This is a genomic window from Oenococcus sicerae, from assembly GCF_004102045.2.
Taxonomy (GTDB): Bacteria; Bacillota; Bacilli; order Lactobacillales; family Lactobacillaceae; genus Oenococcus; species Oenococcus sicerae.
In genome coordinates, this window is the sequence record NZ_CP029684.2 from 228,754 (window position 1) to 254,171 (window position 25,418).

Genomic DNA, 25,418 nt, shown 5'->3' on the forward strand with positions numbered 1-25,418 from the left:
CACTTTAATATATTATCACTGAGCCTCAGCCCACTCAATTTCAGCCGTGGCATTCACAAGAGCATTGGTGGCAATTTCATGAACACTGTGTAACGGTCCAGTGAATTGGACCTTAGAAACAACGATTTGATCCAGTCTGATCTCTTTATTGTATTTGATGATAATTCGCTTAGGCTCATGACTGAACATGAAATCAGCTGCGACCGGAATCAAAAAATAACGCAGGTAATTTGAATTATTCACGTGCTGATTCGTATCGATATCAAAATAAGTTGGTTTAAGCTCTTCAGCCGCAATCGAATTTCCTTGAGCACTGCGATCGAGGATCGTCGGACTAGTTAATTTTTCCAAACGTTCAACGCTGGTAGTGTTTAAAGGCTTAATGAAACGCTGGTCCAAACTGACCAAGCGGCGGCGTTTTAAATCAATCATCGCCCAAAGCGAAGCAATATGAATTAAACATTTTCCACTCAGATCGTAAAAATCAAAATTTCGTAAAGCGAAAAACTGATTGGATCGTATCGGTTCTGTGGTTACTTGTATTTGTTCGCCAACGGCTGGTCGGCGATCAATTTTAATATCATATTGCAAAAGCACCCAGCCGCGCCCAGCCGCCTGTAATTCTTCCATGCCGATCCCAAGCTCGCTTGTCTGCTGGATACTGGCCGAGATTGCTAATTCGGCAATCATAGGGAGCGAGAGCTTGCCGCTGCGATCACAATAAAAATCCCTCACGCAAAGGTTCTCTGAATAAATTTTAGACATCATCTTTCTCCTTATGATAAATTTCGTAAACATCAGCCCGTGATAATCCAGTCGTCTTTGCAACTGTTTTGATCGCATCGATCGGTTTTGTGCCCTTTTTGATGTCTTGTTCGATTCGCTGGATAAGTGATCTTGCAGAAAAAATTGTTTTTTCAGGAATTTTTTCAACTAACAACACATATTCACCACGCGCAGTGTTTTGCTGCAAAAAAACAAGTGCGTCAGCAACTGTACCGCGATAGTAGGACTCAAATTTTTTTGTCAGTTCCCGAGCCAGTACGACTTTGGTATCAGCGCCAAAAACCAATTGAATATTATTTAATGTTTTTGCAATCCGAAAAGGTGATTCATAAAAAATCAAAGTTGTTTCGATCAACTTCAGTTTTTCTAATTCTCTTTTTTGTTCTGAATTTTTTCTCGGCAAAAAACCGATAAAAGTAAATTTTTCTGCTGATAAACCGCTGGCGATCAAAGCCGTAATGCCAGCTGAAGGACCAGGCAAACTGATCACGTCAATTTGATTTTTAATCGCAGCCAAGACTAATTCATGGCCCGGATCCGAAATAGAAGGCATTCCGGCATCAGAAATTTGGGCGACACTCAAACCACTGTTTAATTTTGCGATCAATTCAGGGACACGTTTTGCATAATTATGTTCATGCAGGCTGACTAAGGGCCGCTTAATTTGGAAATGCTGCAACAAAAGGCCAGAATGGCGTGTATCTTCAGCGGCAATCAAATCAACTTCTTTTAAAATCGCCAGCGCACGAAAAGTCATATCGTCAAGATTGCCAATTGGTGTTGGGACGAGATAAAGTTTCCCTTTTTCACTTGTTTGAAAGCTCTTTTGTTCCATCCATTATCCTCAAAGCTTCTAACGTAAATGATTCCAAAATCAGTTGCCAGCTAACATTAAATTTACTGCGTTGAGCGATAGCAAGCCAAGTATCGAAAACCATAGCTCGTGTTAGATCACAAGACATTTCCAAACGCATTTCTAATTCTGCTGACAATGCCAATGCAAAAATAGCTTGATGATCAGCATTATCAACGAAAGGCAAAAGATCCGTTTGTACAAAAGCGAAAGCTTTCTCATCATTTAATAAGATAGCATCGAGCCACTGGTCAATTGCTCGCTTTAAATTAATCGCAAACCCATCAGTCAGCAGGTCTTTTGCTTGCTTAATTGATCGGCTGATTTTGCTGACAAATATAGCTTCGTCTGCTTGTATACCTTGATTGATCAATTGCTGACTGATTTCATGGTCGCTAGCCTGAGGAATTTTAATCAACTGAACACGGGATAAGATCGTTGGCAGAATTTGGCTAAAATGTGTGCCAAGCAAAAAAATAAATTGATTATCATAAGGCTCTTCGATAAACTTTAGGATCGAATTCGCAGCTGAATCAGTCATTTGGTCAGCATGCATAATAACCGCAATCTGCGGATCATCAGATCTTTCAGCAAAAATATCACGCAGACTTCGCATTTGCTCAACTGATAAAGTTTTCTTTTCTGGCAGCAGATCAATTTTAACTAAATTGCCGTTTTGAAAAACATCATTTTGCGGATCTTCGTGTAAAATTTTTCCAGCGATCAAAGCCACTAAAGTTTGCGCTGCTCTTTGATCACTGCCAAGAAAAAGGTAAGCATGAGACAGCTTACCTAGTTCGATCGAATGCAAAAAAAGTGCCTGTAATTGATTCATTTTTGAAACTTGGTCAAGCATTAAAAATGTTGAAAACTTTCGACTGCTTGAACGATGATCGTCGCTCCGCCGATCTCGACTTCAATTGGTTCTCCAATTGAATCAATGCTCATGTCCAAACCTACTGGTGGCGTCACAAACTGTTTGCGAGTCTTTGAATGCTCCTTGAGCACATCAATCGTTGTCGATACTTCATCGTCCTTAACAGCGATGAGAAAAGTTGAATTCCCAGAACGCAAAAACCCACCAGCCGAAGCCAGGCGGGTCGCACGAATATTATGTTCAACTAGCGCATTGGCAACTGAAGAAGCATCTTTATCTTGTACAATTGCAGTAATAAGTTTCATATCCAGCCTTTCAAACTTTCTTGAATTAATTGTAAAGCATTAGCAGCTATTTTTTCAGGACTTTGCTGGGCATCTATCACTTTTATGCGTTCTGGAAATTCTTTAGCAAGCTGCAAATATGTTTGTCGCACTTTTTGATGAAAACCTAGTGCGTCCTTGTCTAAGCGGTCAACATCATCAGCACGAAATTTCATGATCCTAGCTAGACCCATTTCGCTGGGCAGATCTAACAAAAGGGTCAGATTCGGCTGCAAACCATTCGTAGCAAAATCATTGATCTGACGAATCGCGGTCGTACCTAATGCACGGCCGCCTCCTTGATAGGCAACTGAAGAATCAACAAAACGGTCCGATAAAACAATTTTGCCAGCCGCTAAGGCTGGTTCGATTTTTTCAACCAGATGCTGAGCTCGAGCCGCCGCAAACAAAAGTGCTTCCGTTCGTCGGTTCATCTCTGGATATTTACTCCCCAAGACAATATCTCTGATCGCTTCTGAAATTCGGACACCGCCCGGTTCGCGTGTCTCAACTAGCTGATCAGCGAATAGTTCTTTTAGTTGAGGCGCCAATCTTGTTATTAAGCTTGTCTTGCCTGAACCATCCGGTCCTTCAATTGTAATAAAATATCCTTTTTTCATTTTTTGATCCCGACATCTTTTAAACGCACCTGGCGCATCAAGTAAGCCTGTTTGTTTTTGGCCAGCAGTGTCTTAGCATGAATAAAGCGCTGATTAACATGTCCAGATTGAAGATTTTTTTCCGTTTGCAAAGCAGCATCATAATCGTCTTGTAAACGGCCGACCGCATCAATTAAATTCTGATGGAAAAATTCACTGTAAGAAATTTTTTTACCCCAAATCATAGCTCTGTCCTTCCATTAACAGCTTGTGTCAAAGTTAATTGATCAGCATAATCAACATTCGTACCCATTGAAAGACCACGTGCTAGCCGCGTCACTTTAATGCCGGATGGCCGGATCAATCGACCTAAGTACAACGTGGTTGCCTCGCCTTCAGTTGATGCATCCAGGCCAATGATCACTTCTTTGATTTCTGGGTGATCAGCCAGTCGCGTGATCAGACTTGTAATATTGATGTCTTCCGGGCCACGGCCTTCCATGGGCGATAAAACACCATTTAAAACATGATACAAACCATGATAATCATGCGTATTCTCGATGGCCATTTCATCTTGACTATTTTCGATGACAAAAATTTTGCTCTGATCACGCGATGGATCCGTACAAATAACACATGGATCATCCGTTTTTGACGTGATAAAACCGCATATTCGACAAAAAGTCAGGTCAGATTTGCTAGCCGCTAAATTCTTTGTAAAATTTTCAACATCATCATCAGACATGCCCAATGTATAAAAAGCCAAACGAGTCGCCGATTTCCGACCAATACCAGGTAATTTGCTATATGATTCAATTAATTTCGCAATTGCTTCCGGATACTGCATTAATTATCTTCACCCTCTATTTTGACGATATCGCCAAATAATTTTTTTGCCTTATCGATAATATCTTCATTTGCTTCAACGGTATCCGCCGGTATCGGTTTTGTTTTCCCAACCTCTTCCGCCGTTTTCGCTGTCGCCTTAACAACTAAACTGGGTTGTTTCGTCTGCTGTTCTTCAACTTTTTCGCCACGAAGCCTCGCAATATATGTCTGCTTTAATGTCACCCAAGAAGCTTCGCTGATAAAGACCAGCTGATAGTCAACACCCAATAAATCCTGCAGACTTTCGGATAATTTATCAACAAAATCTGGCGTTTGAGCAGCCGCATCGGCCAATTCCGGATGATTAAAAGCAATGATCAAGGCAGTTTGACTAGCTGCCACTGGTTCGGCATTCTCTGCCAGCATCAACACAGCTTCATCAAAATCGCCGACAATATCTGGCCAGGCTTCTTTAGCTGCTTGCAGTTCCGATTTAACAGCCGTTTTCATGACCAACCAAGCGGCATCTGTATCGGTCTCAGCATTAGCATCATTTTGTTCAACTGCTTGTGCTGCTTGTTTCTCTTTAACAGGAGGTGTTGGATCAGAAATTGTTTCTTCCACGCTCGGTGCTGCTTTGGCCTGTGCTGTCGGTAATGTCTCTTTTGGCTGCTGAAGTGTTTGGACAGCTATCGGCTTTTCCTGTTCGACCTGCAGTTGAGATTGTGAAACCGTTTGTTTCTCTGTCTGCGAAATTTTAGCAACAACTTTGACAGCGAAAATCTCAAGATACAATTCAGGTCGCGTTGTTTGTTTCATCTTAGCTAAAATGTCTGAAAGTTCGTCGATCAATTGCTCGAAAACAGTGTTGGTATACTTGCCTGACAAATCTTTAATCTGATCAATGCCATTTTCAGTAACCAAATCAGGGGCGATTTTCAACAGCATTAAATTTTTCAATAGAATCAGCAAGTCTTCAGCAAAACGGATCGGATCCTTACCCGCCAACAGCAAAGTATGAATATCTTCAAAAGAGTCAGTTGTTTGTCTGGTCAATAAATGCGATAAAAAACTAATCTGCTGATCAATTCGGCTAGTGCCTGTGATTTGAAAAACATCATCTAGATTGATTTTGCCGCTCTTAGAAATAGCTACCGCTTGATCCAAAACAGATAAAGCATCACGCAAACCGCCATCCGACGCATTGGCGATCACTTTTAAGGCCTGCGGATCATATGCAATATTTTGATCATTTAAAACATATTCCAAACGTGCCACAATATCGTCAATGCTGATACGGCGGAAATCAAAACGCTGAACTCGGCTTAAAATAGTCGCTGGAATTTTTTGTGCTTCGGTCGTTGCTAAAATAAATTTAACTTGGGCTGGCGGCTCTTCGATGGTTTTCAATAAAGCGTTAAAAGCACCCGTTGAAAGCATATGTACTTCATCAATAATATAAATTTTAAATTGACACTCGATCGGTGCATAATTGGCTGCATCGCGCAGATTACGGATCTCATCAACACCATTATTAGAAGCAGCATCAATTTCAATGATATCCGTGAATGTTTCTTGTTCACTGTCAGCCGAAATGCCTTCAATCTCACGAGCAAAGATCTTGGCGACTGACGTTTTACCAGTTCCTCGTGGCCCGGCAAATAAATAGGCGTGACCAACTTTCTGAGATTTCAAGGCGTTTTCAAGTGTTTGAGCAATCACTGTTTGGCCAACTAAATCATGAAAGGTCCGTGGCCGATATTGTCGATAAAGTGCTTTATACATTATTAAAATTCTAACATTGAGACAAAATAAAAACGAGCACAATACCTAACTAGTTTAAGGCTGCTACATTCCTGTCCTGACCTAATTCGCTAGCGGCATCTGCCCGCTTCTATATTGTATCGAACTTTTGAAAAAACTGTCAAAGAAAAGGCAGAATAATGCGACTTTTAGTCAGGTCTATCGTATATTCCTGAATCGTCTTCGGGTGAAGTGTGTATTGCATGTCGCCGCCGAAAATAAATAGTACTAATTTCGAAGTTCTTGTAATACGGTAAATCGTGGGCTGCAGCAGCAGTTTTAAATCCAAATAAGTGTTCGCATCAACTTGATCAGCTAAGTCTGCCCCCTGCCTATTTTGTAAATTTATATGGCCGTTTGAAATCAAATGATATTTTTCTTTAACTTCATAAAAATCTCGTAAAGGAATTGCACGATCATCTAAATTAATCTGAAAATTCCGATTTAAAACACTTTTAGTGACACTGCTCGTGTGTGTTGATGGATTCAACTCAATCAAAGCAGCTGTCAATAAACCAACCTTACGATCAGTTTTAAGCCTTAAGTCGATCTGCACACGACCATTGATCGTACTTTCCTGGAAATCTGGCAGGTCAATTTTGCAAACTGCCTGATCAAATTGCTGATCAGCACCGTAAAAATCCTTTTCATAAGTCGCGTAATCAGCATATTTTGCTTCATAAAGCTGCGACAAGTTGTCCCGATAGGACAGTTCTGTTTGGCCGGTTAAATCGGATAAGTTGAAAGATTGCCGCTGATCAGTCTTCGTCCAGCTTTTCTGGCTGTGCCAACTTTTTGGATCAAGATTATCTTGAACCATGATAGCCGGCAGTTTCTGTGTGACCTCGTTTTCCAAACCGAACAATTCATGTGTCAACCACATATTACAAATGTCAAGATAATCCAAGGAACGAATATCATGCGGACTAATGTGCTGGCCCTGATGAAGAATCGTTTTGACCGTAATATGATGATTTTGTGATAAAGCCGACAAAATATTAAAGACATGAATTGGTTTGACATTCCAATCGTTTAAGCCATGCACATAAAGACAATCTATTTTAATTTTTGAAGCTGCTTTTAAATAGTTGCGTTCGTCCCAAAAAACATTGTAATTGCCTGTTTGGCGATCCTCATCTTGTTTCATTTGCGTCAAACTTTGTTGGAATGCCAATTTGATCCGCTGCATCTGAGCAGCATCAAACCAGCGAGAAAAAGTATCTAAAGCCAAGACATCAGCATCTTCGCCCTGAAAACCGCCTGGCGCAACGACCAAGCCGTTTTCTCGATAATAATCGTACCAAGAGGAAATAGCTGACTCGGCAATAATTGTTTTTAAGCCCAAGGGGTTTCGTGTTGCACAGGCTGTCGCCAAAGTCCCGAGATAGCTGCGGCCAGTCATCGCAACTGAGCCGTTTGACCAGTCAGCCATGATCGAAGCATCTGCTTTTTTACTTATGAAAGCAAATCGATGACCGCTCAAATATTCGATCGCGGCACAGCAAGCAATCGTTTCATCTTCACCGCCAGAAGAGCGCAGACCGTCTGAACCCCGTGTACCCAGACCCGCATAATAAGCAACAGCATAGCCGCGAGCTAGAAAATAATCATTCAAGGGAAAACTGCTGGCGCCACTTGCCGTCGTTTTTTTAAACTGTCCATGATCAAGTTTTTCTCCGCTGCTTAAGGCTGGCAGTACGCTGCTTGTATCTAAATCAGCTGAGGTTTGAAAAGCATAGTCAGCTTTAATAGCCAAATCCTGTTTGGGACTATGTACGTCGGCTGCCATATCATTAGTACCGTAATAATAAGGGCTGGCCGTTAAAATCACCGGCAGTTTAAAAAGTACTGAAGCCTTTTTAGGGCGTGTGACCGTCAACAGCACTAAATCATTGTGACCATCATGATCTGTATCCAACCGTGTATCAATATAGACGTTTTCGTTGACTAGATCTGCATTTTTGAAAACAGCCAATGCCTTACCAGCAAAAAACAAGGGCTGCGGTATTTGTTGACGAAAATTTTTTTCCAACAAACCATCATTGACTAAATTATCTATAAAGCTTAAACCATTTGCAGATCTTAAAATAAGCGCATTAAACATGAAATGATCAACATTCTCAATCGTAACCAGCTTTTCTGCCAGGAGCTGCTGGCCAGTCTGCAGCAAAAATTGCCGACCCTCATCTAATTGAAAATCCAGGTCTGAATTGAAATCAAGCAGCTGAGCAATGATCGTATAAAAAGCAGTGCTGGGCATTGAAATCAAATCCTGTTTCATAAAATCAACCAGGTCAAGCTGATCTGTGATTAAAATATTTCGCTGCGCTTCCTCAATGCTAGCGGCATCATCGCAATTGGGAAACAGCTTATTAAAAAATATACGCAATTTATCAGAAAAAGACTTCTGAGCAAATGAGTCATCGATCAAAGCAATCTTTTTAAGTTCTGTCGTCGAATCAAAAACAGTATTATCTGTAAAAGCCTCGTAACTAAAATTATTCTTCAAAGTATTCCGTCCTTTAAGTTAATAATCTAAGTATAAAAAAAATTTAATAAAAATCATCTTTTTTGCCATAGCCGATCAGCCAAGGCTGGCAATAAAGCAACAGCGATGATAATCAAAGTTGCATAGTGATTGACGAATTGATTTTTACCGAGGAAATAGCCAAGAAAAAAAGTCAGATTCACCCACAGAAAATTCGCTAAAATCGTATCCCGCACAAATTGTTTCAACGGAAAATGATTTTCAGCTGCGGCCATCGGAACCAGCAGCCCATACGCAGGCAGAAAGCGATGAAAGAACATGACAAAATTAGTTAGTTTGAAATCCCGTTTTAAAAAAACACGAATACTATGAATAAAAGTGCTCTCTTTTTCATGCAAACGACGATAACTGAGAAAAAATTTTAAAAATTCGCCAATAGTCGTCAACGAACAAAAACCTGCTAACAATATCCACAAATTGAACTCACCCTTTTGGCAAAGCATGCCAACAACAAAAATCAAAGTCTGCACTGGCAGCCACGAAAAAAGAATCGACGAGGATTCCAAAAAAGCAGCCGAAAATAAAATTAAGTAGGCCAAAGCACTATAGTCATGAACTAAGGTCAGGAGATAATTTAATGGATTTAAAATATTTTCGATCTGCCTCATTATTTTTTATTCATCTTTTTTAAACTAAATGATCCAGCACACAACAAGCCTGCTAGTGTTTTCTGACCCAAGCTTTGCGAGCTTCTTCGAGCAAAATCATCGGCAAAGGTACACAGGCTAAAATCAGCCATTCTATGCCACCAAGCGGTGCTGTTTCGAAGAGATTTTGGAAAAGCGGTACATACATTAAAACGACCAGTAAAATAATTTCAAAAAAGATACCGAAATCAATATGGTGATTAGAAAAAATGCCAATTTTGAAGACAGATGTTTTTTCCGTTCGAGCATTGATCGCAGCAGCAATTTGGAAGAAAATAATACTAGCTAACGTCATTGTTGTTGCTTCGCGGTAACGAAGGCCTGATGAGACCAATGCTTGTCCGGGCCAGCCAAAAGTCCAGTTGATAAAGAAGTAGCCTGCCGTGGAAATGATCGATCCCCAAAGACCGTACCAGCCAAAGGCCTTAATCAACAAGTTTTTCGTTAATAAGTGAGCCTTACGATCACGCGGCGGCTGTTCCATCACGCCAACCTCAATTTTCTCAGCGCCTAGACCCAAGGCCGGCAGCATATCCGTACCAAGATCAACTGTCAAGATCTGCATGACCGTTAAGGATAAGGGAATCGCACCACCTGACAGCAAAAATAATACTGACGGAATTGCCTCAGGCAAGTTCGAATTTAAAATATACAAGAGGAATTTTTGAATATTCGAATAAACAGCTCGCCCTTCTTCGATCGCAGCCACAATTGAAGCGAAATTATCGTCAGTCAAAATCATATCAGCTGCATCTTTAGCAACATCTGTCCCAGTCACACCCATAGCAACGCCAATATTCGCTTGTTTCAAAGCCGGTGCATCATTAACACCATCTCCGGTCGAGGCGACGATATGGCCAAGCGACTGCAAAGTTGTCACGATCTGGTATTTTTGTTCCGGCGCTACTCGGGCAAAAAGAACCTCACCAGCTAAAGCTGACTTTAATTGGTCTGTGCTCATCTTATCAAGCTCTTCACCAGTCACGACACGCGCCTTTTTGGAAACCAAACCAATTTTGATAGCGATCGATTGGGCTGTCAATTCCGAGTCGCCTGTTACCATAATAATTTTAATCCCAGCTGAATGAGCCTTGCGAACTGCTTCATAAATTTCCGGCCGCGGCGGATCAGACATAGCCGCCAAACCAACAAAGGTCAGATGCTGTTCTGTGTTGTCAACCTTATAAGCTTTGGGATCCAACTGGCTATCATCTTTTCGATAAGCAAAAGCCAGCGAACGTAAACCATCACTCGCATATTTACGATTCGCTGCCAAAATATCCTGTTTGTCATGATCCGTAATCGGACGTACTCGACCATTGTCTAAAATATTGTCAGCCACTTTCAAGACGAAGTCCAAAGCACCTTTTGTCATAATTATGCGCTGGCCATCAGCTGTTTGATGTATTGTGCTCATACGCTGCCGCCGTGAATCAAAGGGGACTTCGTGAATCCGCGGAAACTGTTTTCCTAAAGCTGCTCGATCAATCGCAGATTTTTCCGACAAAATCACCAGTGCTGCTTCAGTTGGTGTTCCAAGAATTTTCGGTAGATCTTTCAGGGATTTTGGCGCTTGCACTTGCGTATCATTATCTAATGCCGCAATCGTCACTAACTGTTTTAACGATGGATGCTGATCTAATGAGACCGGCTTATTTTTCTCGCGGATCTCGCCGTTATTCACGTAACCTTCGCCAGAGACTTCATACTCAGAATCTTTTGTCCAAACATGATTGATTGTCATCTGATTTTGCGTTAAAGTACCTGTTTTGTCTGTCGCGATCACGGTTGTTTCACCCAAGGTCTCAACCGAATTCAGATTTTTGACTAAGGCATTTTTGTGTGCCATACGTTGAACGGCCTGAGCTAGTGACAGTGTCACGGTCGGCAAAAGGCCTTCCGGGATAAAGGCTACGATCATGCCCAAAGCAAAAATAAATGATTTTGCGATCGGATTTTTTACGAAAAAAATCGCTGAAAAGAAGAAGACGACACCGATCGAAATGGCAATCATCGATAACTGCCGAGTCAAACGATTCAACTCGATCTGCAAAGGCGAATCGACTTGTTTGGATGTCTGTGTCAGTTTAGCGATCTGACCAAATTCAGTCTGCATCCCCGTGTTTAAAGCAATCGCTAGACCAGTACCGGTTGAAACGGTCGTGCCGGCATAAATCAAATTACCATAAGCAAACTTGCCTTGGCCTTTTGAATAATCCAGAGATTTGCTCACAAGCATGGATTCACCAGTCAAAGCCGACTCATCAACTTGCAATTCATCTGTTTCGATCAATCTAGCATCAGCTGAGATAGAATTACCAGCTTGAATCGAAAAAATATCGCCGGGAACTAATTCTGTCGCAACGATTTTCGTCAGTTTATGATCACGGTAAACATTGGCGTAGGTTGGCAGCAGTTTCATCAGGGAGTCAGTCGCTTTTTTGGCGGCAAATTCCTGCCAAAAAGAAAACAAGCCATTAATGACGTTGACAGCCCAAATCGCAATACCTAATTCAGCCATGCCGGCAAAAATTGCGATCACACCAGACACCCAGAGCAGGATCGCCATCATACTTGTAAAGGACTTCAGAAATAATTTAAATTGCGACTCGCCGCGAGCTCGTGTAATAATGTTCTCGCCAAATTTCTTTATCTTCTCGTTCGCTTGATTTTGCGATAATCCGTTTTTACTAGAACCGAGCTGCTGATACAGCTGATCTAATGTTTTTTCGGAAAAATCTTTATCATCCATATGAACTCCCGCACAGCATTGCAGATACTCAACAATTATAATGGCGTTGACTCAAAACAGTGCTCATGTGTATTGTATAACTCTTCGACGATCAATTAGTTAGCACGAATCTTGTGAAAAAAATCTTGCATAAGCTCCGCTGCCTGATCAGCCAAAATACCACCATTGACAGAAACAACGTGGTTTGCACGACTATCTTCAAGCAAATGGTACAAGGAAGATACACCACCAAATTTTGGATCAGCCGCCCCGTAATAGAGCTGCGGGATCCGGCTTTGAATAATGGCACCGCAGCACATCACACAGGGTTCGATCGTCACAAAAAGCGAGCAGTCATTTAAACGCCAGCTAGCTAATTGCTTATTAGCAGCTTCGATCACAATTTTTTCAGCATGCGCGGTTGCGATCTGTGTCTGCTCTTTTTGATTATGACCTGCTGCGATCACAAGGCCGTCTTTGACGATCACAGCACCGATCGGCACTTCACCTTCCTGAAAAGCCAGCTGTGCCTGGTCAAGGGCTGCTTGCATGAATTTATCAATTTCGGATCGATCGTAAGACATAATATCCTTTATCACGTTTTAAAACTTCGACATTGCCGAATGCATCGCGAAGATGTTTTTCAGCTGAATGTGCGCCTTGTTTTTTTTGTAAAACGGCAAAGATCATGCCGCCGGCAACAAGCTGTTTTCTTGCCTCGATCAACATTTTGGTCACGACTTCTTTGCCAGCTCGGATAGGCGGATTGACAATAATAGCTGCAAATTGGTCAGTTATATTTTCATAGATATTTGATTGTAAAATCTGAGCCTGATAATGATTAGCAGCTAAATTTTCTTCAGCTAACGCAAGCGAACGCTGATTAACATCTACCATGACGACATCTTTGGTCTGATCAATAGCTTTGATCGCAACACCAACTGGTCCATAGCCGGTTCCTAAATCAAGAATCTTGCCAGCCGGGATCTCGGCAAAATAGTCATGAACAGCTGATAGCAAAACAACTGTCCCATAATCAATACGTGATTTTGAAAAAACACCGGCATCCGTTTGAAAAACTAACTGTTTGCCGGCAAAATCGAAATGAATCGTGTGAAAATCATGCGTGGAAGTTGGTTGACTTGTAAAATACTGCTCTGCTTTTTTAACCATACCTTACATTTTAAGGCAAGAACTAGCTGCAAAAGGATCGGGACTGAGAAAAATGGGTAAAAAAAAACTGCCTTAGCAGTTTTAATCTATATCTAGCATTGTTTACTTCAAAGTAACTGTAGCGCCAGCAGCTTCCAACTTTGCCTTCAAATCGTTAGCATCGCTTTCGCTCAAAGCTGACTTGATAACTGATGGTGCGCCATCAACTAAGTCTTTAGACTCTTTCAAGCCAAGTCCAGTAGCATCACGAACTGCCTTGATAACACCGATTTTAGCTTGGCCAGGTTCAGTTAATTCAACATCAAATGAATCCTTGACCGCAGCATCTTCGCCGGCGGCTGCAGCTGCTGCAGGTGCAGCGGCTGAAACACCAAATTCTTCTTCGATCGCCTTAACTAAGTCAGCTAAGTCGAGGATAGAAGCTTCTTTCAAAGAAGCGATAATTGCATCTTTATCAAATGCCATAATTTTCCTCCAATATGCAGATCTATTTCTGCGTTTTAGTAATTTTAAGAATTTAAATCATAACGATCCAAATTTCTGTCAAGCTTATCTTTGTGACAGTGTTCCGTCAAAGAGTCAGGCTGTCTCGCCATCTGCTTCGCGCTGTTCAGCAACTGCTTTAACAGCATACATAAAGCTGCGGAGTGGTGACTGAAATTCAGCCAATAACTGTTGTAGCAAAGTCTCTTTAGAAGGCAATGCGGCATAACGGTTGATCGTGTCAAGATCTGCGACTTTTCGGTCGATTACGCCACCTTTTAATTCCAAAGCTTCAGCAGTCTTGCTGAATTTCTTTAAAATACGGGCAGGTGCAACAACATCTTCTTTGGAAAAGGCAATCGCAGAAGGTCCGTTAAAAATATCATTTAAATCGCTGTATCCGGCTTTTTCAGCGGCACGAATCAAAATCTTATTTTTAATAACCTTGAGTGAAATACCTTCATCACGAAGTTGGGAACGCAAATCATCAGCTTGTGCGACAGTTAAGCCACGAACATTAGCAACAACAGCTGAAACTGAATTTTCAAACAGATCAGCAACTTCATCAACTTTTTGGGCTTTGACTGCAATCGTTTTTTCGCTCATGAGATATCCTTTCCGTAAATAGTTCTACACATAAGAAAACCGCGTACAAGACGCGGCCATAGAAAGAACTTAACTTCCTCGGCAGGAATTACGCCTCTCGGCAACCGACGTCTTAGGTAAAAACGATATTTACTTTACTGATGATACACAAAAGAGCTGAATAAATCCAGCTCTTTTTTAAAATTAATTATAAGGATGAAACATCCAATTCAACACCAGGACCCATTGTAGAAGCCAAATGAGCACTTAGCACATAAGTACCTTTAACAGTGCTTGGACGTGCACCTAAAATAACTGATGAGACGGCCTTGGCATTTTGAGAAAGTTTGTCACTTTCAAAGGAAACTTTGCCAACAGGAACAGCAACATTACCATTTTTATCAGTTCGATAAGTTACTTGTCCACCCTTTGCATCGTTAACAGCCTTCGTAACATCCATTGTGACTGTACCCTCTTTAGGGTTGGGCATTAAGCCCTTAGGTCCCAAAACACGACCGATACGACCAACTTTGGCCATTTGGTCAGGCGTTGCGATCGCGACATCGAAGTCTGTCCAGCCAGCTTGAACTTTTTGAACTAGTTCATCTGTACCGACAAAATCAGCTCCAGCTTTAACAGCGTCCTTTGCTTTATCACCTTCAGCGAAGACAGCGACCTTTTTAGCATTACCAGAGCCATTAGGTAAAACGATCGCACCACGCAATTGCTGGTCAGCCTTGGTTGTGTCAACATTTAGATCAAACACAATTTCAACATTTGAATCAAACTTTGTAAAGGAAATGTCCTTTACAAGGGATGCGGCATCTGTCAATGGATACTTCTTAGAAGCATCGATCTTCTCGGCAGCAACCAAATAATTTTTACTATGCTTCTTACTCATTATTCAGCACTTCCTTCCGCAGGTGCAGCAGCATCTGCTTGGTCATCGTCATCGTCATCATCTTTTTTAGGAACAATGCCAGCTTCGGCGGCAGCACCCTCTGCTTCGGCTTCAGCTTCAGCAGCTTCAATTTCGGCACCAGTTGCCAAACGGGCAGCCCCATCATCTAGAGACTTGCCATCAATCAAAAATCCCATTGACCGTGCAGTACCTTCGATGATCTTAACAGCAGCCTCCAAACTTCCAGCATTCAAATCAGGTAGCTTGGTCTTTGCGATTTCTTCAACTTGTGCTGAAGTCACATTAGCCACTTTCAAAGTATTCGGCTGACCGGATCCCTTATCGACTTTAGCGGCCTTGCGAAGCATATCGGATGCAGGTGGTGTCTTCAAGACGAAAGTATATGACCGATCATCATAGACAGAGATCACAACTGGTACGATCGAACCAGCTAAATCCTTAGTCTGAGCGTTGAAACTCTTTGTGAATTCTCCAATATTAACACCGGCCTGTCCTAAAGCTGGTCCAACTGGTGGAGCTGGCGTTGCTTTAGCAGCAGGAATTTGTAATTTAACAATTTTTACGACATTTTTTGCCACGATAATGTCTCCTCTCGTAATCTAGCGGTGAAACGTAGCCGTGACGCTACTTCCGCACATGATCATTTACAAACATGCAGGAATAACTATACGCTGTCTCGATAAAATAATCAATCTTTGACTCAATCAATGAAAAATAGACGACAATAGCAGGACCATCAGCAAACCAACCACAGAGATCAGTGTTTCCAAAACAGTCCAGGTTTTCAAGGTTTCTTTCACATCAAGATCGAAAAATTCTTTAAACATCCAAAATCCAGCATCATTCACATGACTGGCAGCTAAGGATCCAGCACCAATAGCCAAAACAACGAAGGCCGGATTGATCGCCGTTTGAGAAGCCACGATCGGGGCCACAATACCGGCGGAAGTCATGCCAGCAACGGTAGCCGAACCAACTGAAACACGAATAATAACAGCCACTAACCAAGCAAACAAAATTGGCGACATTGACGAATGAGCAAAGGCCTGCGCGATCGCAGTTGAAATACCACCCGCCGTTAAAACACCTTTAAAAGCTGCACCGCCACCGATAACCATCAATAAATTAGCAATTGATTTGATCGCATCAGACAAAGTATTATTGACGTCTTTGATCGAACGGCCTTGGTGCGGGCCCATAGACCACAAAGCAAACAATAGTGCAATGACCATGGCGATCAAAGGATTGCCAAGAAAAGCAATAATTTTTTGAAAATCAGTCGGGTGAAGCAGATAACCATGCTGAGCGGCTGTCGTCATAGCTTTCCAAGCGGTATCACCGATCACACCGCCGTAAACTTGTTTGCCGCCATTCACGACCATCGTGATGATCGTGGTCACAACCATAAAAATAACCGCCATCAAAGAAGTCAGAATGGAAATACCAAATGAAGGTGTATCTTCCAGCTTGAATTCCTTGACCGTTCCTAATGCATCCAAATGCTTTGTGATTTTAAAAGCCTTCGGCACATATTTTTGAGCAATTTTTGTAAATACCGGACCAGCGATGATCATAGCTGGGATAGCAACTAAGATGCCATAAATCAAAACCATTCCTAAATTAGCACCAAGAATGTTCGTCACAGCGGTCGGCGAAGGCTGCGGCGGTAGGAATCCCTGCGCAGCTGATAAAGCAGTTGCCATTGGAATACCCAAATAGAGCAATGGCACATCGGCTTCCAATGCGATCGTAAAGACGATCGGGATCAAAACAACTAAGCCAACTTCAAATAACAGTGAAATACCAATAATAAATGAGGCAAACGCAACGGCCCATTGCAGGCGTTTTTTACCAAATTTTGCTATCAATGTCTTTGCGATCCTATAGGATCCACCAGAATCTGAAACAAGACGGCCGATCATCGAACCGAAACCAAAGACAACGACTAATTCGCCTAAGGTACCACCAATGCCGTTTTTAATCGCATCGGCAATACCAGCGGGATTCATACCCAAGGCAAAGGCAACAACGATTGAAACGACGATCAAAGTGACAAAAGTATTGATTTTAAACTTTAAAATCAAGGTTAAAAGTAAAATGATTCCTAAAATTAAAATCAGAAAGGGCCAAATGTTGAACCCGTTGACAAGCCAAGAAAAAAAGCCAGTCTTCGGATCAACGGTAACTGCTGCAAGTGATGACATATTTATCTCCATAATCCAAAAAATTTAATTAAAAGTTATTGTTCCGTCGTTTTAACATGAACATGTTCGCGTTGGAAATTAGCAATATTTGCGTATTCCGTTTCTAATTGACGGCTCAAACGAATAAAGATCGGTGTTAATTCGCGATAAACATCGTAATTTTCCGGATTTGGTTCGTAAGTCTTCGCATCGCCAACCATGTCAGCGATATTTTCAATTTTGTCAGTTAGACCTAGCGCCTTTTGGCCAACGACCGTCGCTGCTAATGCACCAGACTCGATCGACTGCGGGACTGTAACCGACTGTTCAAAAATATCAGCCAGCATTTGCCGCCATAAAGGAGAGTGAGCAAAACCGCCAGTCGCTTGGACCGACTTTAATTCGCCGACAACCTCTTCCAAAGCTAAAGCAACCATATAAATATTGAAGATAATGCCTTCAAGAACGGCACGGACCATATGGGCGCGCGTATGATAATGTGTCAGACCAAAGAAAGAGCCTCGAGCATTAGCATCCCAAATTGGCGCTCTTTCGCCGCTTAAATAAGGGTGAAACAGCAAGCCATCAGCACCCGCAGGTACCTTTGAAGCGATTTCCGTTAACAGATCATAAGACTCGATCCCTAACAAAGCAGCGGTTGATTTCTCGGCATCAAACAAATTGTCTCGAGCCCAGCGGAAAACATCACCGCCATTGTTGACCGGACCGCCAACGACCCAGTGATCACGATCTAGTGCGTAAGTAAAGGTCCGTCCTTTTGGATCAATTTTGGGCTTATCGGTCACAACTCGAATTGCACCAGAAGTCCCGATAGTCACAGCCGCAACACCTGGTTGAATCGCATTAACGCCTAGGTTGGATAGTGGACCATCACCAGCGCCATAAATAAAAGGCGTGTCAGCTGGCAAACCGATCACTTTAGCATATTCTTGAACCATGCCGCGTTCGATTTCGTAGGGGTCGACCGGAGTCGGCAGCTGATCAAGGGACAAGCCCGTTAATTCTAATGCTTGTTTGTCCCACTTTAGTTGAAAAATATTAAAGAGTCCCGTACCCGAAGCAATCGAAATATCAACTTTATTAGCACCGAATAGACGATGAAAAATATATTCCTTAATACCTAAATAATGAGCTGCCTGACCATAGATGTCCGGCCTTTCGTTTTTTAACCAAAGCAATTTGCTAAGAGGCGCCATCGGATGAATCGGTGTCCCTGTCTTACTGTAAATTTCTTGGCCAACGCCATTAGCTTTCAGCTCTTCGGAATACTTAAAGGCGCGCCCGTCTGCCCAAGTGATGACCCGAGTCAAGGCTTTCCAATTTTTATCAAAAGCAATCAGTGAATGCATTGCTGAGCTAAAAGAGACGCCGCGAATTTGATCACCAGCTTTTAATTTGCCAGCCCGAACAACGTCGGTCAAGGAATCAATCAAAGCCTCAAAAATTTCATTTGGATCTTCTTCAGCCATATCCGGTTCATCGCGATAAAGCGGATAGCCTTTGCTTGAGGAAGCAAGAACATGACCTTCTAAATCGAACAATACTGATTTTGTACTGGTCGTACCAAGGTCAACACCAATCATGTAATCCATATATCCTCCTAAATTTCATGATAAATACTATTGGAATTTCCTAAAAAACTGCCGATCAGTGGCTACAAAACAAAAAATGAGCTTTTTAAAGCACCATTAATCATTATTTGCGCCGCTTTGAATCAATCAAACGGCTTTCAGATTCCTTTTGGAAGTGATTTGAATACAGCCATTCGGCTTGTCGTTTAATGCTAAAAACAAAGTCAAATGGTTCCTGGGAAAACGGTTTCCTAAATCATTATATCTCAATAAATTTTATCGATATCGTTAAATGGTACTTCCGTCTCAGTTTCCCGACCAAACATATCAACCAGAACTTTAACTTCTTGCTTCTCTCTATCGATCGATGTAATTTTACCTTCCATACCATTCATGGCGCCACCGATAATAGAAACCGTTTCACCAACTTCTACTTTCAGATCATCAACTTTTCTTTCGATCAATCCCATACGGTGCATGATGCGGTCAATCTCGTCTTTTGTAACAGGATTTGGTTTCGATCCTTGTCCATGCGAACCCAAAAAGCCTGTAACACCAGGTGTGTTACGCACAACATACCAAGATTGATCAGTCATCGTCATTTGGACCAATACATAACCAGGAAAATCATTTTCAACAACCTTTTTTAATTCGCCATTTGGACCTGTCTTGATTTTTTCATTTTCCGGCACGATCACTTGAAAAATAAAATCCGTCATTCCCATTGACTCACGACGCTGCTCTAGGTTTAATTTGACACGATTTTCATAGCCTGAATAGGTATGGACAACGTACCAATCCTTTTGTACTTCTGATTCAACCATTATTACCTCTTTTAATTTTATTCAAAATAAAAAACCTCGGTCTCCCTCGGTCTCTGTAATAAATATAACTGATTTTTATTTATTCATCAAGAATTTGATGCCAATACCGACCAAAAAGTCAGCAAGTGCCAAAAAACTTGAAAATAGAATGGATGTCACAACGACATAACTTGTATCACGGCTCGTCTCACTGCCGTTCAACCAAGTTACACGCTTCATCTCTTCAATTGTGCCTTTAATATAACGAATCATACCCTTAATATGATAGCAAATTTTGCAGACTGATTAATTATTTTTTGTCATTTAAACCATAAAAATGATTGTAGATGTCCTTCATCAAGCGTTTCTGGCGATAATCAAGTGCATGATTTTTGACCTTTTTCTCGATTTCCATAACAGTTTCCAGGTCACCGAATAAATGTTTGATAGCTAGCTCTTCTTGTTTGCCGAGATGAAAATCAGTTTCACTGATCGCATCTTCGAAATCCATTTTTGTTTGAGCTTGGTTCCAATTATGGTCTACTGGATCAAAACCATCAACCGTCAAATTATCCAATGAAATATTTTTTCGCCTATTCTTTTCCTTCAATGAATAAGATTTTCTTAAAAGATCCATTGCTTTATGATGCAAAGCTGAAAAATAATAAGTCGTAAACTTGCAGCCGTGCGCCATTTGGTATTTCTGCGTGGCATTCATCAAAACACAAAAAGCCTCGCTGCGCCATTCATCAAATTCTAAAACATTCTGCAAGTGTCGATGATGAATCGTATGTAAAAATCCTTCTGTTTCTCTAATTAAAAATGAATAACCGCTTTCGTTCCCTTCTCTAATATCTCTAACAACTGTTTCAATCTCCATGCAATGGCCCTCCTCGGCTGATAAAAATCATAAATGATGTTTTTAGCAAAAAAGAGCGAACGTATGTTTGCTCTTTAAAAAAAGATTGTGATTATTTATTTTCCGATAAAGCATACCCACTGCTATCGAGGATTCAGATACTTTAGATCACGAGACGATATTAATAAAAAAATAAATCTTATTAGCAGTGTAGTGATAATTTATCATTTTTTCAAACGCCGACTATTGAAGGCTTGATAAATTAACAAAGCAGCCGCAACACTGGCATTAAGCGACTGGACGTGTCCAGCCATTGGAATCGTCAGCATTTGATCAACTTTTTTCTTTGTCTGCGCCGAGATGCCCCTACCTTCATTGCCGATCACGATCGCTATTGAGCCGCGAGCATCCCATTGCGTATAATCCTGGCCCTGCATATCCGTACCAAAAATCCAAAAACCACGTTGTTTTAACTCATCGATCGTATTATTAATATTCGTAACGCGAGCCACTGGTACATGTTCAATAGCACCTGTTGAAACTTTAGCCACGATTTGTGTGAGCTGAACAGCGCGGCGTTTTGGAATAATGATGCCATCAACACCGGCTGCATCAGCTGTTCTCAAAATAGAACCTAAATTGTGCGGATCCTCGATCTCATCTAAAATCACGAGAAAGGGGTCGTGGCCATTAATTTTAGTTAAAATATCATCAACCGGCACGTATTCATAAGCAGCGATCGAAACTGCGATCCCTTGATGATTTCCGTGAGCTGTCAATTCATCAAGACGTTTGCTATCAACATCTTGAACAACAACTTTCAATTCATCAGCCATTTGTCTAATTTGCTGAGCACGATTTTTTGCTAAAGAGGCACTTAAATAGACCTTATTGATCGTCTGATTATTTTCCAAAACTTCTAATGAAGCATGGACACCATAAACAACTTCATCAGCCACGTGTCTGCCCACTTTCTACTTTGTTGATCATCCAATTAATAATTTCGTCCAAACGTTCGTATTGCCTGCTTAAATAAAGATAGCCCAGCAGTGCTTCGACACCTGTGGAAACTTGATAGGTCACAATATCCGTATTTTTGGCTTTCGTATGCGGATGCGAGTTGCGGCCGCGCTTAAAAATATCCCGTTCTTCTTCCGTCAGCAAATGTTCATCTTCCATAAGAATAAACAGTTTACCATGAGCTTTAGCCGATACGAACTCTTTAGAACGATGCTGAAGGTCATTAACCTTGGTCAGTCCGGTCGAGAGTAAATAAGTGCGAATTTTTAATTCATCGACGGCATCCCCTATAAAAGCTAAGGAAAGTCCGTTAAATTGCTTGACATCTTCAATCATGCTCTATATTATAGTGTGCAATTCACTCTAAAAAGCGTGAAGGGAAAATTATTAGGAGAATTTTTAAAATGAAAAAATTAGTTAGTAAGTTTTTTAGCGGTTTGATATCGTTGATCGCAGTAACAGGCTTTTTTGCAGCTAGCGGCCCAGTCGTTCACGCAGCGGGAAATAAGCAGGATGTGCTGTATTCGAAGATCAAAGCCCGAGGGAAGCTGATCGTTGGTACATCTGCTGATTTCCCGCCCTATGAATTTCTGATTTCCAAAAGCGGCAAACAAACAACCGTTGGTGCCGACATGAGTTTGGCAAAAAAAATTGCCAAGGGTCTAGGCGTTAAACTTGAGATCAAAAATTTATCGTTTGATTCTTTGCTGGTTGCTCAAAAGGCCGGTAAAGTTGATATTCTGATCGCTGGCATGGGATCAACACCAGAAAGAGCGAAATCAGTTGATTTCTCAGTACCTTATTTCACAGCGAAAGAGACACTTGTCATTCGCGCCAATGAAGCAAAGAAAATCAAATCCTATAAGGATCTTGCTGGCCTGACTGTCGGCGTACAGACGGCTGCTCGGCAAAAAGATTTAATAAAAAAATCTTTAGCTAAGCTAGGAAAGAAAGCTTCATATGTTCAGATGCAGTCTAATAGCGACCTTGTATTGGCTTTAAAAACAGGCAAAGTGAACGCAATGGCTGTTTCCGGCGGTGTCGGTCAAGCCTATGCTAAAAGTACCAGCGGCTTGAAATTTGTTTTCGCTAAATACCCTAAGGGTGTTCAAAACGAAGAAGGCATGTCGGTCGTTATTCCTAAAAATCAAAAAACTTTGAAAACAAAGATCAATAAAATCGTTAAAAAATTGAATAAAACAAATACTTTTGAAAAGTGGATCGAAAAAGCTGGTACGCAGTTGAGTAAGGCCGAATAATGAATTCCGTTTTTCTAGCCTTTAGTGTATGGAAATTTCGAGATGAACTCCTGTCCGGTATCGGTGTTACGCTGCTGATCTCAGCCAGTGCCGTTATATTAGGATCAACGATCGGATTATTCGTCGTGATCATGCACATGTCCAAAAAAAAGGCCGTCAATGCAATTGCGACAACTTATGTTGAAATTTTACGAGGCACTCCTTTGATCGTGCAGCTGGAATTTGTTTATTTCGCCGTTCCGATCATTTTGCAAACGATCATCGCTTGGTTCGGGAAAACTGTTGATATCAACATTCCAGCCATTACTTCAGGCATTATTGCCGTTGCCATCAATTCGTCTGCCTATGTCTCTGAAGCGATCAGAGCTGGTTTTAATTCGGTTGATTCCGGCCAAACAGAAGCCGCACGGTCACTGGGTCTACCCAATAAAGTCTCGCTACGTTATGTGATCATCCCACAGGCCTTGAAAAATATTTGGCCAGCTTTGGGTAATGAATTTGTCGCTCTGATCAAAGAGTCTTCAATCGTTTTGATCATTGGCGCACCAGACATTATGTATCAGATCAACAATCTTCGGGCCGTCACTTTTTCTGCAGTGGAACCACTCACTTTATCAGCCGTGATTTATTTCGCTCTGACCTACAGCCTGACGAGAGCTATGAAACACTTTGAAAAGAGGATGCAGCATGACTGAAGACACGATCATTGAATTAAAAGGCTTGACTAAGAAATTCGGCGATAATATCGTTTTGGATCACATTGATGCCAAAATTAATCGTTCTGAAGTCATTACACTGATTGGACCGTCAGGAACCGGAAAGTCAACTTTAATCAGAAATTTAAATATGCTGGACGTACCCACATCCGGATCAGTGCTGTTTCAAAATCAAGATCTGACAAAGCTAAAAGATAAGCAATTAGACGCAGTCAGAGAGAAAATGGGTATGGTTTTCCAGTCTTTTAATCTATTCCCGCATTTGAGCGTTGAAAGAAACATCACACTAGCTCCTACAAAACTTGGTCTGTGGTCAGAATCCGAAGCTCGCGATAAGGCTTTGGCTTTATTGGAAAAAGTTGGTCTGGCAGAAAAAATCGCTGCCTTTCCAAAATCATTGTCCGGAGGTCAAGCGCAACGTGTGGCGATTGCTCGGGCTTTAGCAATGAATCCTGATGTGATGCTGTTCGATGAGCCAACTTCGGCTTTAGACCCAGAAATGGTTGGCGAAGTGCTGAAAGTCATGCAGGCTTTAGCCGCTGACGGCATGACAATGGTCGTCGTTACTCATGAAATGGGTTTTGCAAAAAATGTGGCTGATCGTGTCTGGTTTTTGGACCAAGGCAAAATTGCCGAGGATGCTAAGCCGGATCAATTCTTCTCTCACCCTCAAAATCCACGTGCACAGGAATTTTTGAGTAAATTGCTTGAAGTAAATGCCTAAATAAAACCCTTGGATCGGTTAGCTAACTTATTCCAAGGGTTTTTATTTTGTCTAAAATCTAGTGGTGTTTTTCTGAAATTATTCAGTTTGTTAGTCTGCCACGGGTTGGGATAAAGCCTGTTCCCGCAATTCTTGGATGATAGCACGCGCTTCATCAGTTGAACGCGTATTGACTAGACGATCACGATAACTGGCCGCTTCATGAATACCGCGTATGTAAATTTTGAAAAATCGCCGGAGTGTCTCAAATCGTTTAGGACCAACTGCAGACACGTAGTCGTCATATAAATTCAATTGCAGATCAAACAAATTCAATAGATCATCTAACGAATGCGGCTGAGGATTTTCCTGAAAACAATAAGGGTTTTCGAAAACACCCCGTCCGATCATAATGCCATCCAAGCCTGGATGATCGAGTACTAATTGCAGGCCTTGTGCACGTGTTTTGATATCACCGTTGATCTGCAGCAGCGTAGTTGGCGCAATCTGATCGCGCATCTTGATAATTTCATTGATCAATTCGAAATGGGCCGGAACCTTGCTCATTTCCTTTTTCGTCCGTAAATGAACAGTTAAGACTGCGACATTCTGTTTTAAAAGCCAAGGCAGCCAATCAGACATTTCATCAACTTTAGAAAAACCTAATCTGGTTTTGGCAGAAACCGGTAATCCAGCTGTTTTCGCTGCCTCGATGATATCGGCAGCATCTTGCGGATGACGAATCAAATCTGAGCCGCCATTGTTTTTAATCACAGTCGAGTCTGGACAACCCATATTAATATCGATGGCCTTAAAACCCTGTTTTTTGACCTCAGCAGCTGCTTTGCGAAAGTCCTCAGCATGATTGCCCCACAGTTGTACCACGGGCTGTTTTTCGCTCTTATCAACATGCAGACGACCCATAACAGAAAACTTAGCTTTTGGATGTGTAATACTGATCGCATTTGTAAATTCAGTGTAAAAAACATCCGGTGCTGCAGCTTTTGAAACCACTTGCCGAAAAATACTATCTGTCACAGCTTCCATCGGAGCTAAACTGAAAAAAGGCGCCCCTTTCAGCTGAGACTGTTTCTTAATTGTCTGCCAAAAATCATTATCTATCAT

27 protein-coding genes, 1 other RNA gene and 1 pseudogene are annotated in these 25,418 nt (G+C 41.6%); 3 read left to right on the forward strand and 26 right to left on the reverse strand.

What is annotated here, in order from left to right; all coding sequences use genetic code 11:
* Positions 1-15 precede the first annotated feature (15 nt).
* The 25 genes and pseudogenes from DLJ48_RS01180 to DLJ48_RS01300 all read right to left on the reverse strand — a co-directional run bounded on the left by DLJ48_RS01180 (position 16) and on the right by DLJ48_RS01300 (position 21,951).
* A complete protein-coding gene (locus DLJ48_RS01180) occupies positions 16-765 on the reverse strand; it encodes an acyl-[acyl-carrier-protein] thioesterase (protein ID WP_128687043.1) in 750 nt (249 codons plus the stop codon).
* On the reverse strand, positions 758-1,621 hold the full coding sequence (rsmI, locus tag DLJ48_RS01185) for a 16S rRNA (cytidine(1402)-2'-O)-methyltransferase (protein ID WP_128685171.1): 864 nt from the start codon (positions 1,619-1,621) through the stop codon (positions 758-760). Before rsmI ends, DLJ48_RS01180 begins: the two co-directional genes overlap by 8 nt.
* Positions 1,593-2,495, reverse strand: a complete 903-nt coding sequence (locus tag DLJ48_RS01190) for a DNA polymerase III subunit delta' (protein WP_128685173.1) — start codon at positions 2,493-2,495, stop codon at positions 1,593-1,595. Before DLJ48_RS01190 ends, rsmI begins: the two co-directional genes overlap by 29 nt.
* Positions 2,495-2,821 carry a cyclic-di-AMP receptor gene (locus DLJ48_RS01195; RefSeq protein WP_128685175.1) on the reverse strand — a complete coding sequence of 109 codons (327 nt, stop codon included), beginning with the start codon at positions 2,819-2,821 and terminating at the stop codon, positions 2,495-2,497. The genes DLJ48_RS01190 and DLJ48_RS01195 overlap by 1 nt, the downstream gene beginning before the upstream one ends.
* Positions 2,818-3,459: a dTMP kinase gene (gene tmk / locus DLJ48_RS01200; RefSeq protein ID WP_128685177.1), complete on the reverse strand. Its 642-nt coding sequence runs from the start codon at positions 3,457-3,459 to the stop codon at positions 2,818-2,820. Before tmk ends, DLJ48_RS01195 begins: the two co-directional genes overlap by 4 nt.
* Complete coding sequence (locus DLJ48_RS01205) at positions 3,456-3,683, reverse strand: hypothetical protein (RefSeq protein WP_128685179.1); 228 nt, start codon at positions 3,681-3,683, stop codon at positions 3,456-3,458. Before DLJ48_RS01205 ends, tmk begins: the two co-directional genes overlap by 4 nt.
* Positions 3,680-4,285 carry a recombination mediator RecR gene (gene recR, locus DLJ48_RS01210; RefSeq protein WP_128685181.1) on the reverse strand — a complete coding sequence of 202 codons (606 nt, stop codon included), beginning with the start codon at positions 4,283-4,285 and terminating at the stop codon, positions 3,680-3,682. The genes DLJ48_RS01205 and recR overlap by 4 nt, the downstream gene beginning before the upstream one ends.
* On the reverse strand, positions 4,285-6,051 hold the full coding sequence (gene dnaX, locus DLJ48_RS01215) for a DNA polymerase III subunit gamma/tau (RefSeq protein ID WP_128685184.1): 1,767 nt from the start codon (positions 6,049-6,051) through the stop codon (positions 4,285-4,287). The genes recR and dnaX overlap by 1 nt, the downstream gene beginning before the upstream one ends.
* A gap of 20 nt (positions 6,052-6,071) precedes the next feature.
* An RNA gene (gene ffs, locus DLJ48_RS01220) (signal recognition particle sRNA small type) lies at positions 6,072-6,167 on the reverse strand.
* Between the two features lie 23 nt (positions 6,168-6,190).
* Complete coding sequence (locus tag DLJ48_RS01225; protein WP_128685186.1) at positions 6,191-8,578, reverse strand: Xaa-Pro dipeptidyl-peptidase; 2,388 nt, start codon at positions 8,576-8,578, stop codon at positions 6,191-6,193.
* A 53-nt stretch (positions 8,579-8,631) separates the two neighbouring features.
* The gene (locus tag DLJ48_RS01230; protein ID WP_128685188.1) at positions 8,632-9,225 is read right to left on the reverse strand and encodes a DedA family protein; all 594 of its coding nucleotides are present in this window, start codon (positions 9,223-9,225) and stop codon (positions 8,632-8,634) included.
* 52 nt (positions 9,226-9,277) lie between these two features.
* Entirely contained in the window at positions 9,278-12,016 is a 2,739-nt protein-coding gene (locus tag DLJ48_RS01235; protein ID WP_128685190.1) for a cation-translocating P-type ATPase, read from the reverse strand.
* Between the two features lie 95 nt (positions 12,017-12,111).
* Positions 12,112-12,579 carry a nucleoside deaminase gene (locus DLJ48_RS01240; RefSeq protein ID WP_128685192.1) on the reverse strand — a complete coding sequence of 156 codons (468 nt, stop codon included), beginning with the start codon at positions 12,577-12,579 and terminating at the stop codon, positions 12,112-12,114.
* Complete coding sequence (locus DLJ48_RS01245) at positions 12,554-13,168, reverse strand: class I SAM-dependent methyltransferase (protein WP_128685194.1); 615 nt, start codon at positions 13,166-13,168, stop codon at positions 12,554-12,556. Before DLJ48_RS01245 ends, DLJ48_RS01240 begins: the two co-directional genes overlap by 26 nt.
* Before the next feature lie 102 nt (positions 13,169-13,270).
* On the reverse strand, positions 13,271-13,633 hold the full coding sequence (gene rplL, locus DLJ48_RS01250; protein ID WP_128685196.1) for a 50S ribosomal protein L7/L12: 363 nt from the start codon (positions 13,631-13,633) through the stop codon (positions 13,271-13,273).
* A 114-nt stretch (positions 13,634-13,747) separates the two neighbouring features.
* Complete coding sequence (gene rplJ / locus DLJ48_RS01255) at positions 13,748-14,257, reverse strand: 50S ribosomal protein L10 (protein WP_128685198.1); 510 nt, start codon at positions 14,255-14,257, stop codon at positions 13,748-13,750.
* 187 nt (positions 14,258-14,444) lie between these two features.
* Positions 14,445-15,137: a 50S ribosomal protein L1 gene (rplA, locus tag DLJ48_RS01260; RefSeq protein ID WP_128685199.1), complete on the reverse strand. Its 693-nt coding sequence runs from the start codon at positions 15,135-15,137 to the stop codon at positions 14,445-14,447.
* 182 nt (positions 15,138-15,319) lie between these two features.
* Positions 15,320-15,736, reverse strand: a pseudogene (gene rplK / locus DLJ48_RS01265) (50S ribosomal protein L11); the annotation flags it as partial.
* Positions 15,737-15,862: 126 nt separating this feature from the next.
* A complete protein-coding gene (locus tag DLJ48_RS01270; RefSeq protein WP_128685203.1) occupies positions 15,863-17,362 on the reverse strand; it encodes a gluconate:H+ symporter in 1,500 nt (499 codons plus the stop codon).
* 35 nt (positions 17,363-17,397) lie between these two features.
* Positions 17,398-18,954: a gluconokinase gene (gene gntK, locus DLJ48_RS01275; protein ID WP_128685205.1), complete on the reverse strand. Its 1,557-nt coding sequence runs from the start codon at positions 18,952-18,954 to the stop codon at positions 17,398-17,400.
* Positions 18,955-19,199: 245 nt separating this feature from the next.
* Positions 19,200-19,757: a transcription termination/antitermination protein NusG gene (gene nusG, locus DLJ48_RS01280; protein ID WP_128685207.1), complete on the reverse strand. Its 558-nt coding sequence runs from the start codon at positions 19,755-19,757 to the stop codon at positions 19,200-19,202.
* Between the two features lie 75 nt (positions 19,758-19,832).
* Positions 19,833-20,009 carry a preprotein translocase subunit SecE gene (gene secE, locus DLJ48_RS01285; protein ID WP_128685209.1) on the reverse strand — a complete coding sequence of 59 codons (177 nt, stop codon included), beginning with the start codon at positions 20,007-20,009 and terminating at the stop codon, positions 19,833-19,835.
* 37 nt (positions 20,010-20,046) lie between these two features.
* The gene (locus DLJ48_RS01290; protein ID WP_128685211.1) at positions 20,047-20,616 is read right to left on the reverse strand and encodes a sigma factor; all 570 of its coding nucleotides are present in this window, start codon (positions 20,614-20,616) and stop codon (positions 20,047-20,049) included.
* 203 nt (positions 20,617-20,819) lie between these two features.
* Complete coding sequence (gene rlmB, locus DLJ48_RS01295) at positions 20,820-21,554, reverse strand: 23S rRNA (guanosine(2251)-2'-O)-methyltransferase RlmB (RefSeq protein WP_128685213.1); 735 nt, start codon at positions 21,552-21,554, stop codon at positions 20,820-20,822.
* Positions 21,547-21,951 carry a Mini-ribonuclease 3 gene (locus tag DLJ48_RS01300; protein ID WP_128685215.1) on the reverse strand — a complete coding sequence of 135 codons (405 nt, stop codon included), beginning with the start codon at positions 21,949-21,951 and terminating at the stop codon, positions 21,547-21,549. The genes rlmB and DLJ48_RS01300 overlap by 8 nt, the downstream gene beginning before the upstream one ends.
* Before the next feature lie 68 nt (positions 21,952-22,019).
* On the opposite strand from DLJ48_RS01300, the gene DLJ48_RS01305 reads away from it, so the two are divergent.
* The 3 genes from DLJ48_RS01305 to DLJ48_RS01315 are packed head-to-tail and all read left to right on the forward strand — an operon-like array spanning position 22,020 to position 24,314.
* Entirely contained in the window at positions 22,020-22,874 is an 855-nt protein-coding gene (locus DLJ48_RS01305; RefSeq protein WP_128685217.1) for a transporter substrate-binding domain-containing protein, read from the forward strand.
* On the forward strand, positions 22,874-23,569 hold the full coding sequence (locus DLJ48_RS01310; protein WP_128685219.1) for an amino acid ABC transporter permease: 696 nt from the start codon (positions 22,874-22,876) through the stop codon (positions 23,567-23,569). Before DLJ48_RS01305 ends, DLJ48_RS01310 begins: the two co-directional genes overlap by 1 nt.
* The gene (locus DLJ48_RS01315; protein ID WP_128685221.1) at positions 23,562-24,314 is read left to right on the forward strand and encodes an amino acid ABC transporter ATP-binding protein; all 753 of its coding nucleotides are present in this window, start codon (positions 23,562-23,564) and stop codon (positions 24,312-24,314) included. The genes DLJ48_RS01310 and DLJ48_RS01315 overlap by 8 nt, the downstream gene beginning before the upstream one ends.
* 90 nt (positions 24,315-24,404) lie before the next feature.
* Here DLJ48_RS01315 and DLJ48_RS01320 read toward each other — a convergent pair whose 3' ends face one another.
* A complete protein-coding gene (locus DLJ48_RS01320; RefSeq protein ID WP_420892151.1) occupies positions 24,405-25,418 on the reverse strand; it encodes a tRNA dihydrouridine synthase in 1,014 nt (337 codons plus the stop codon).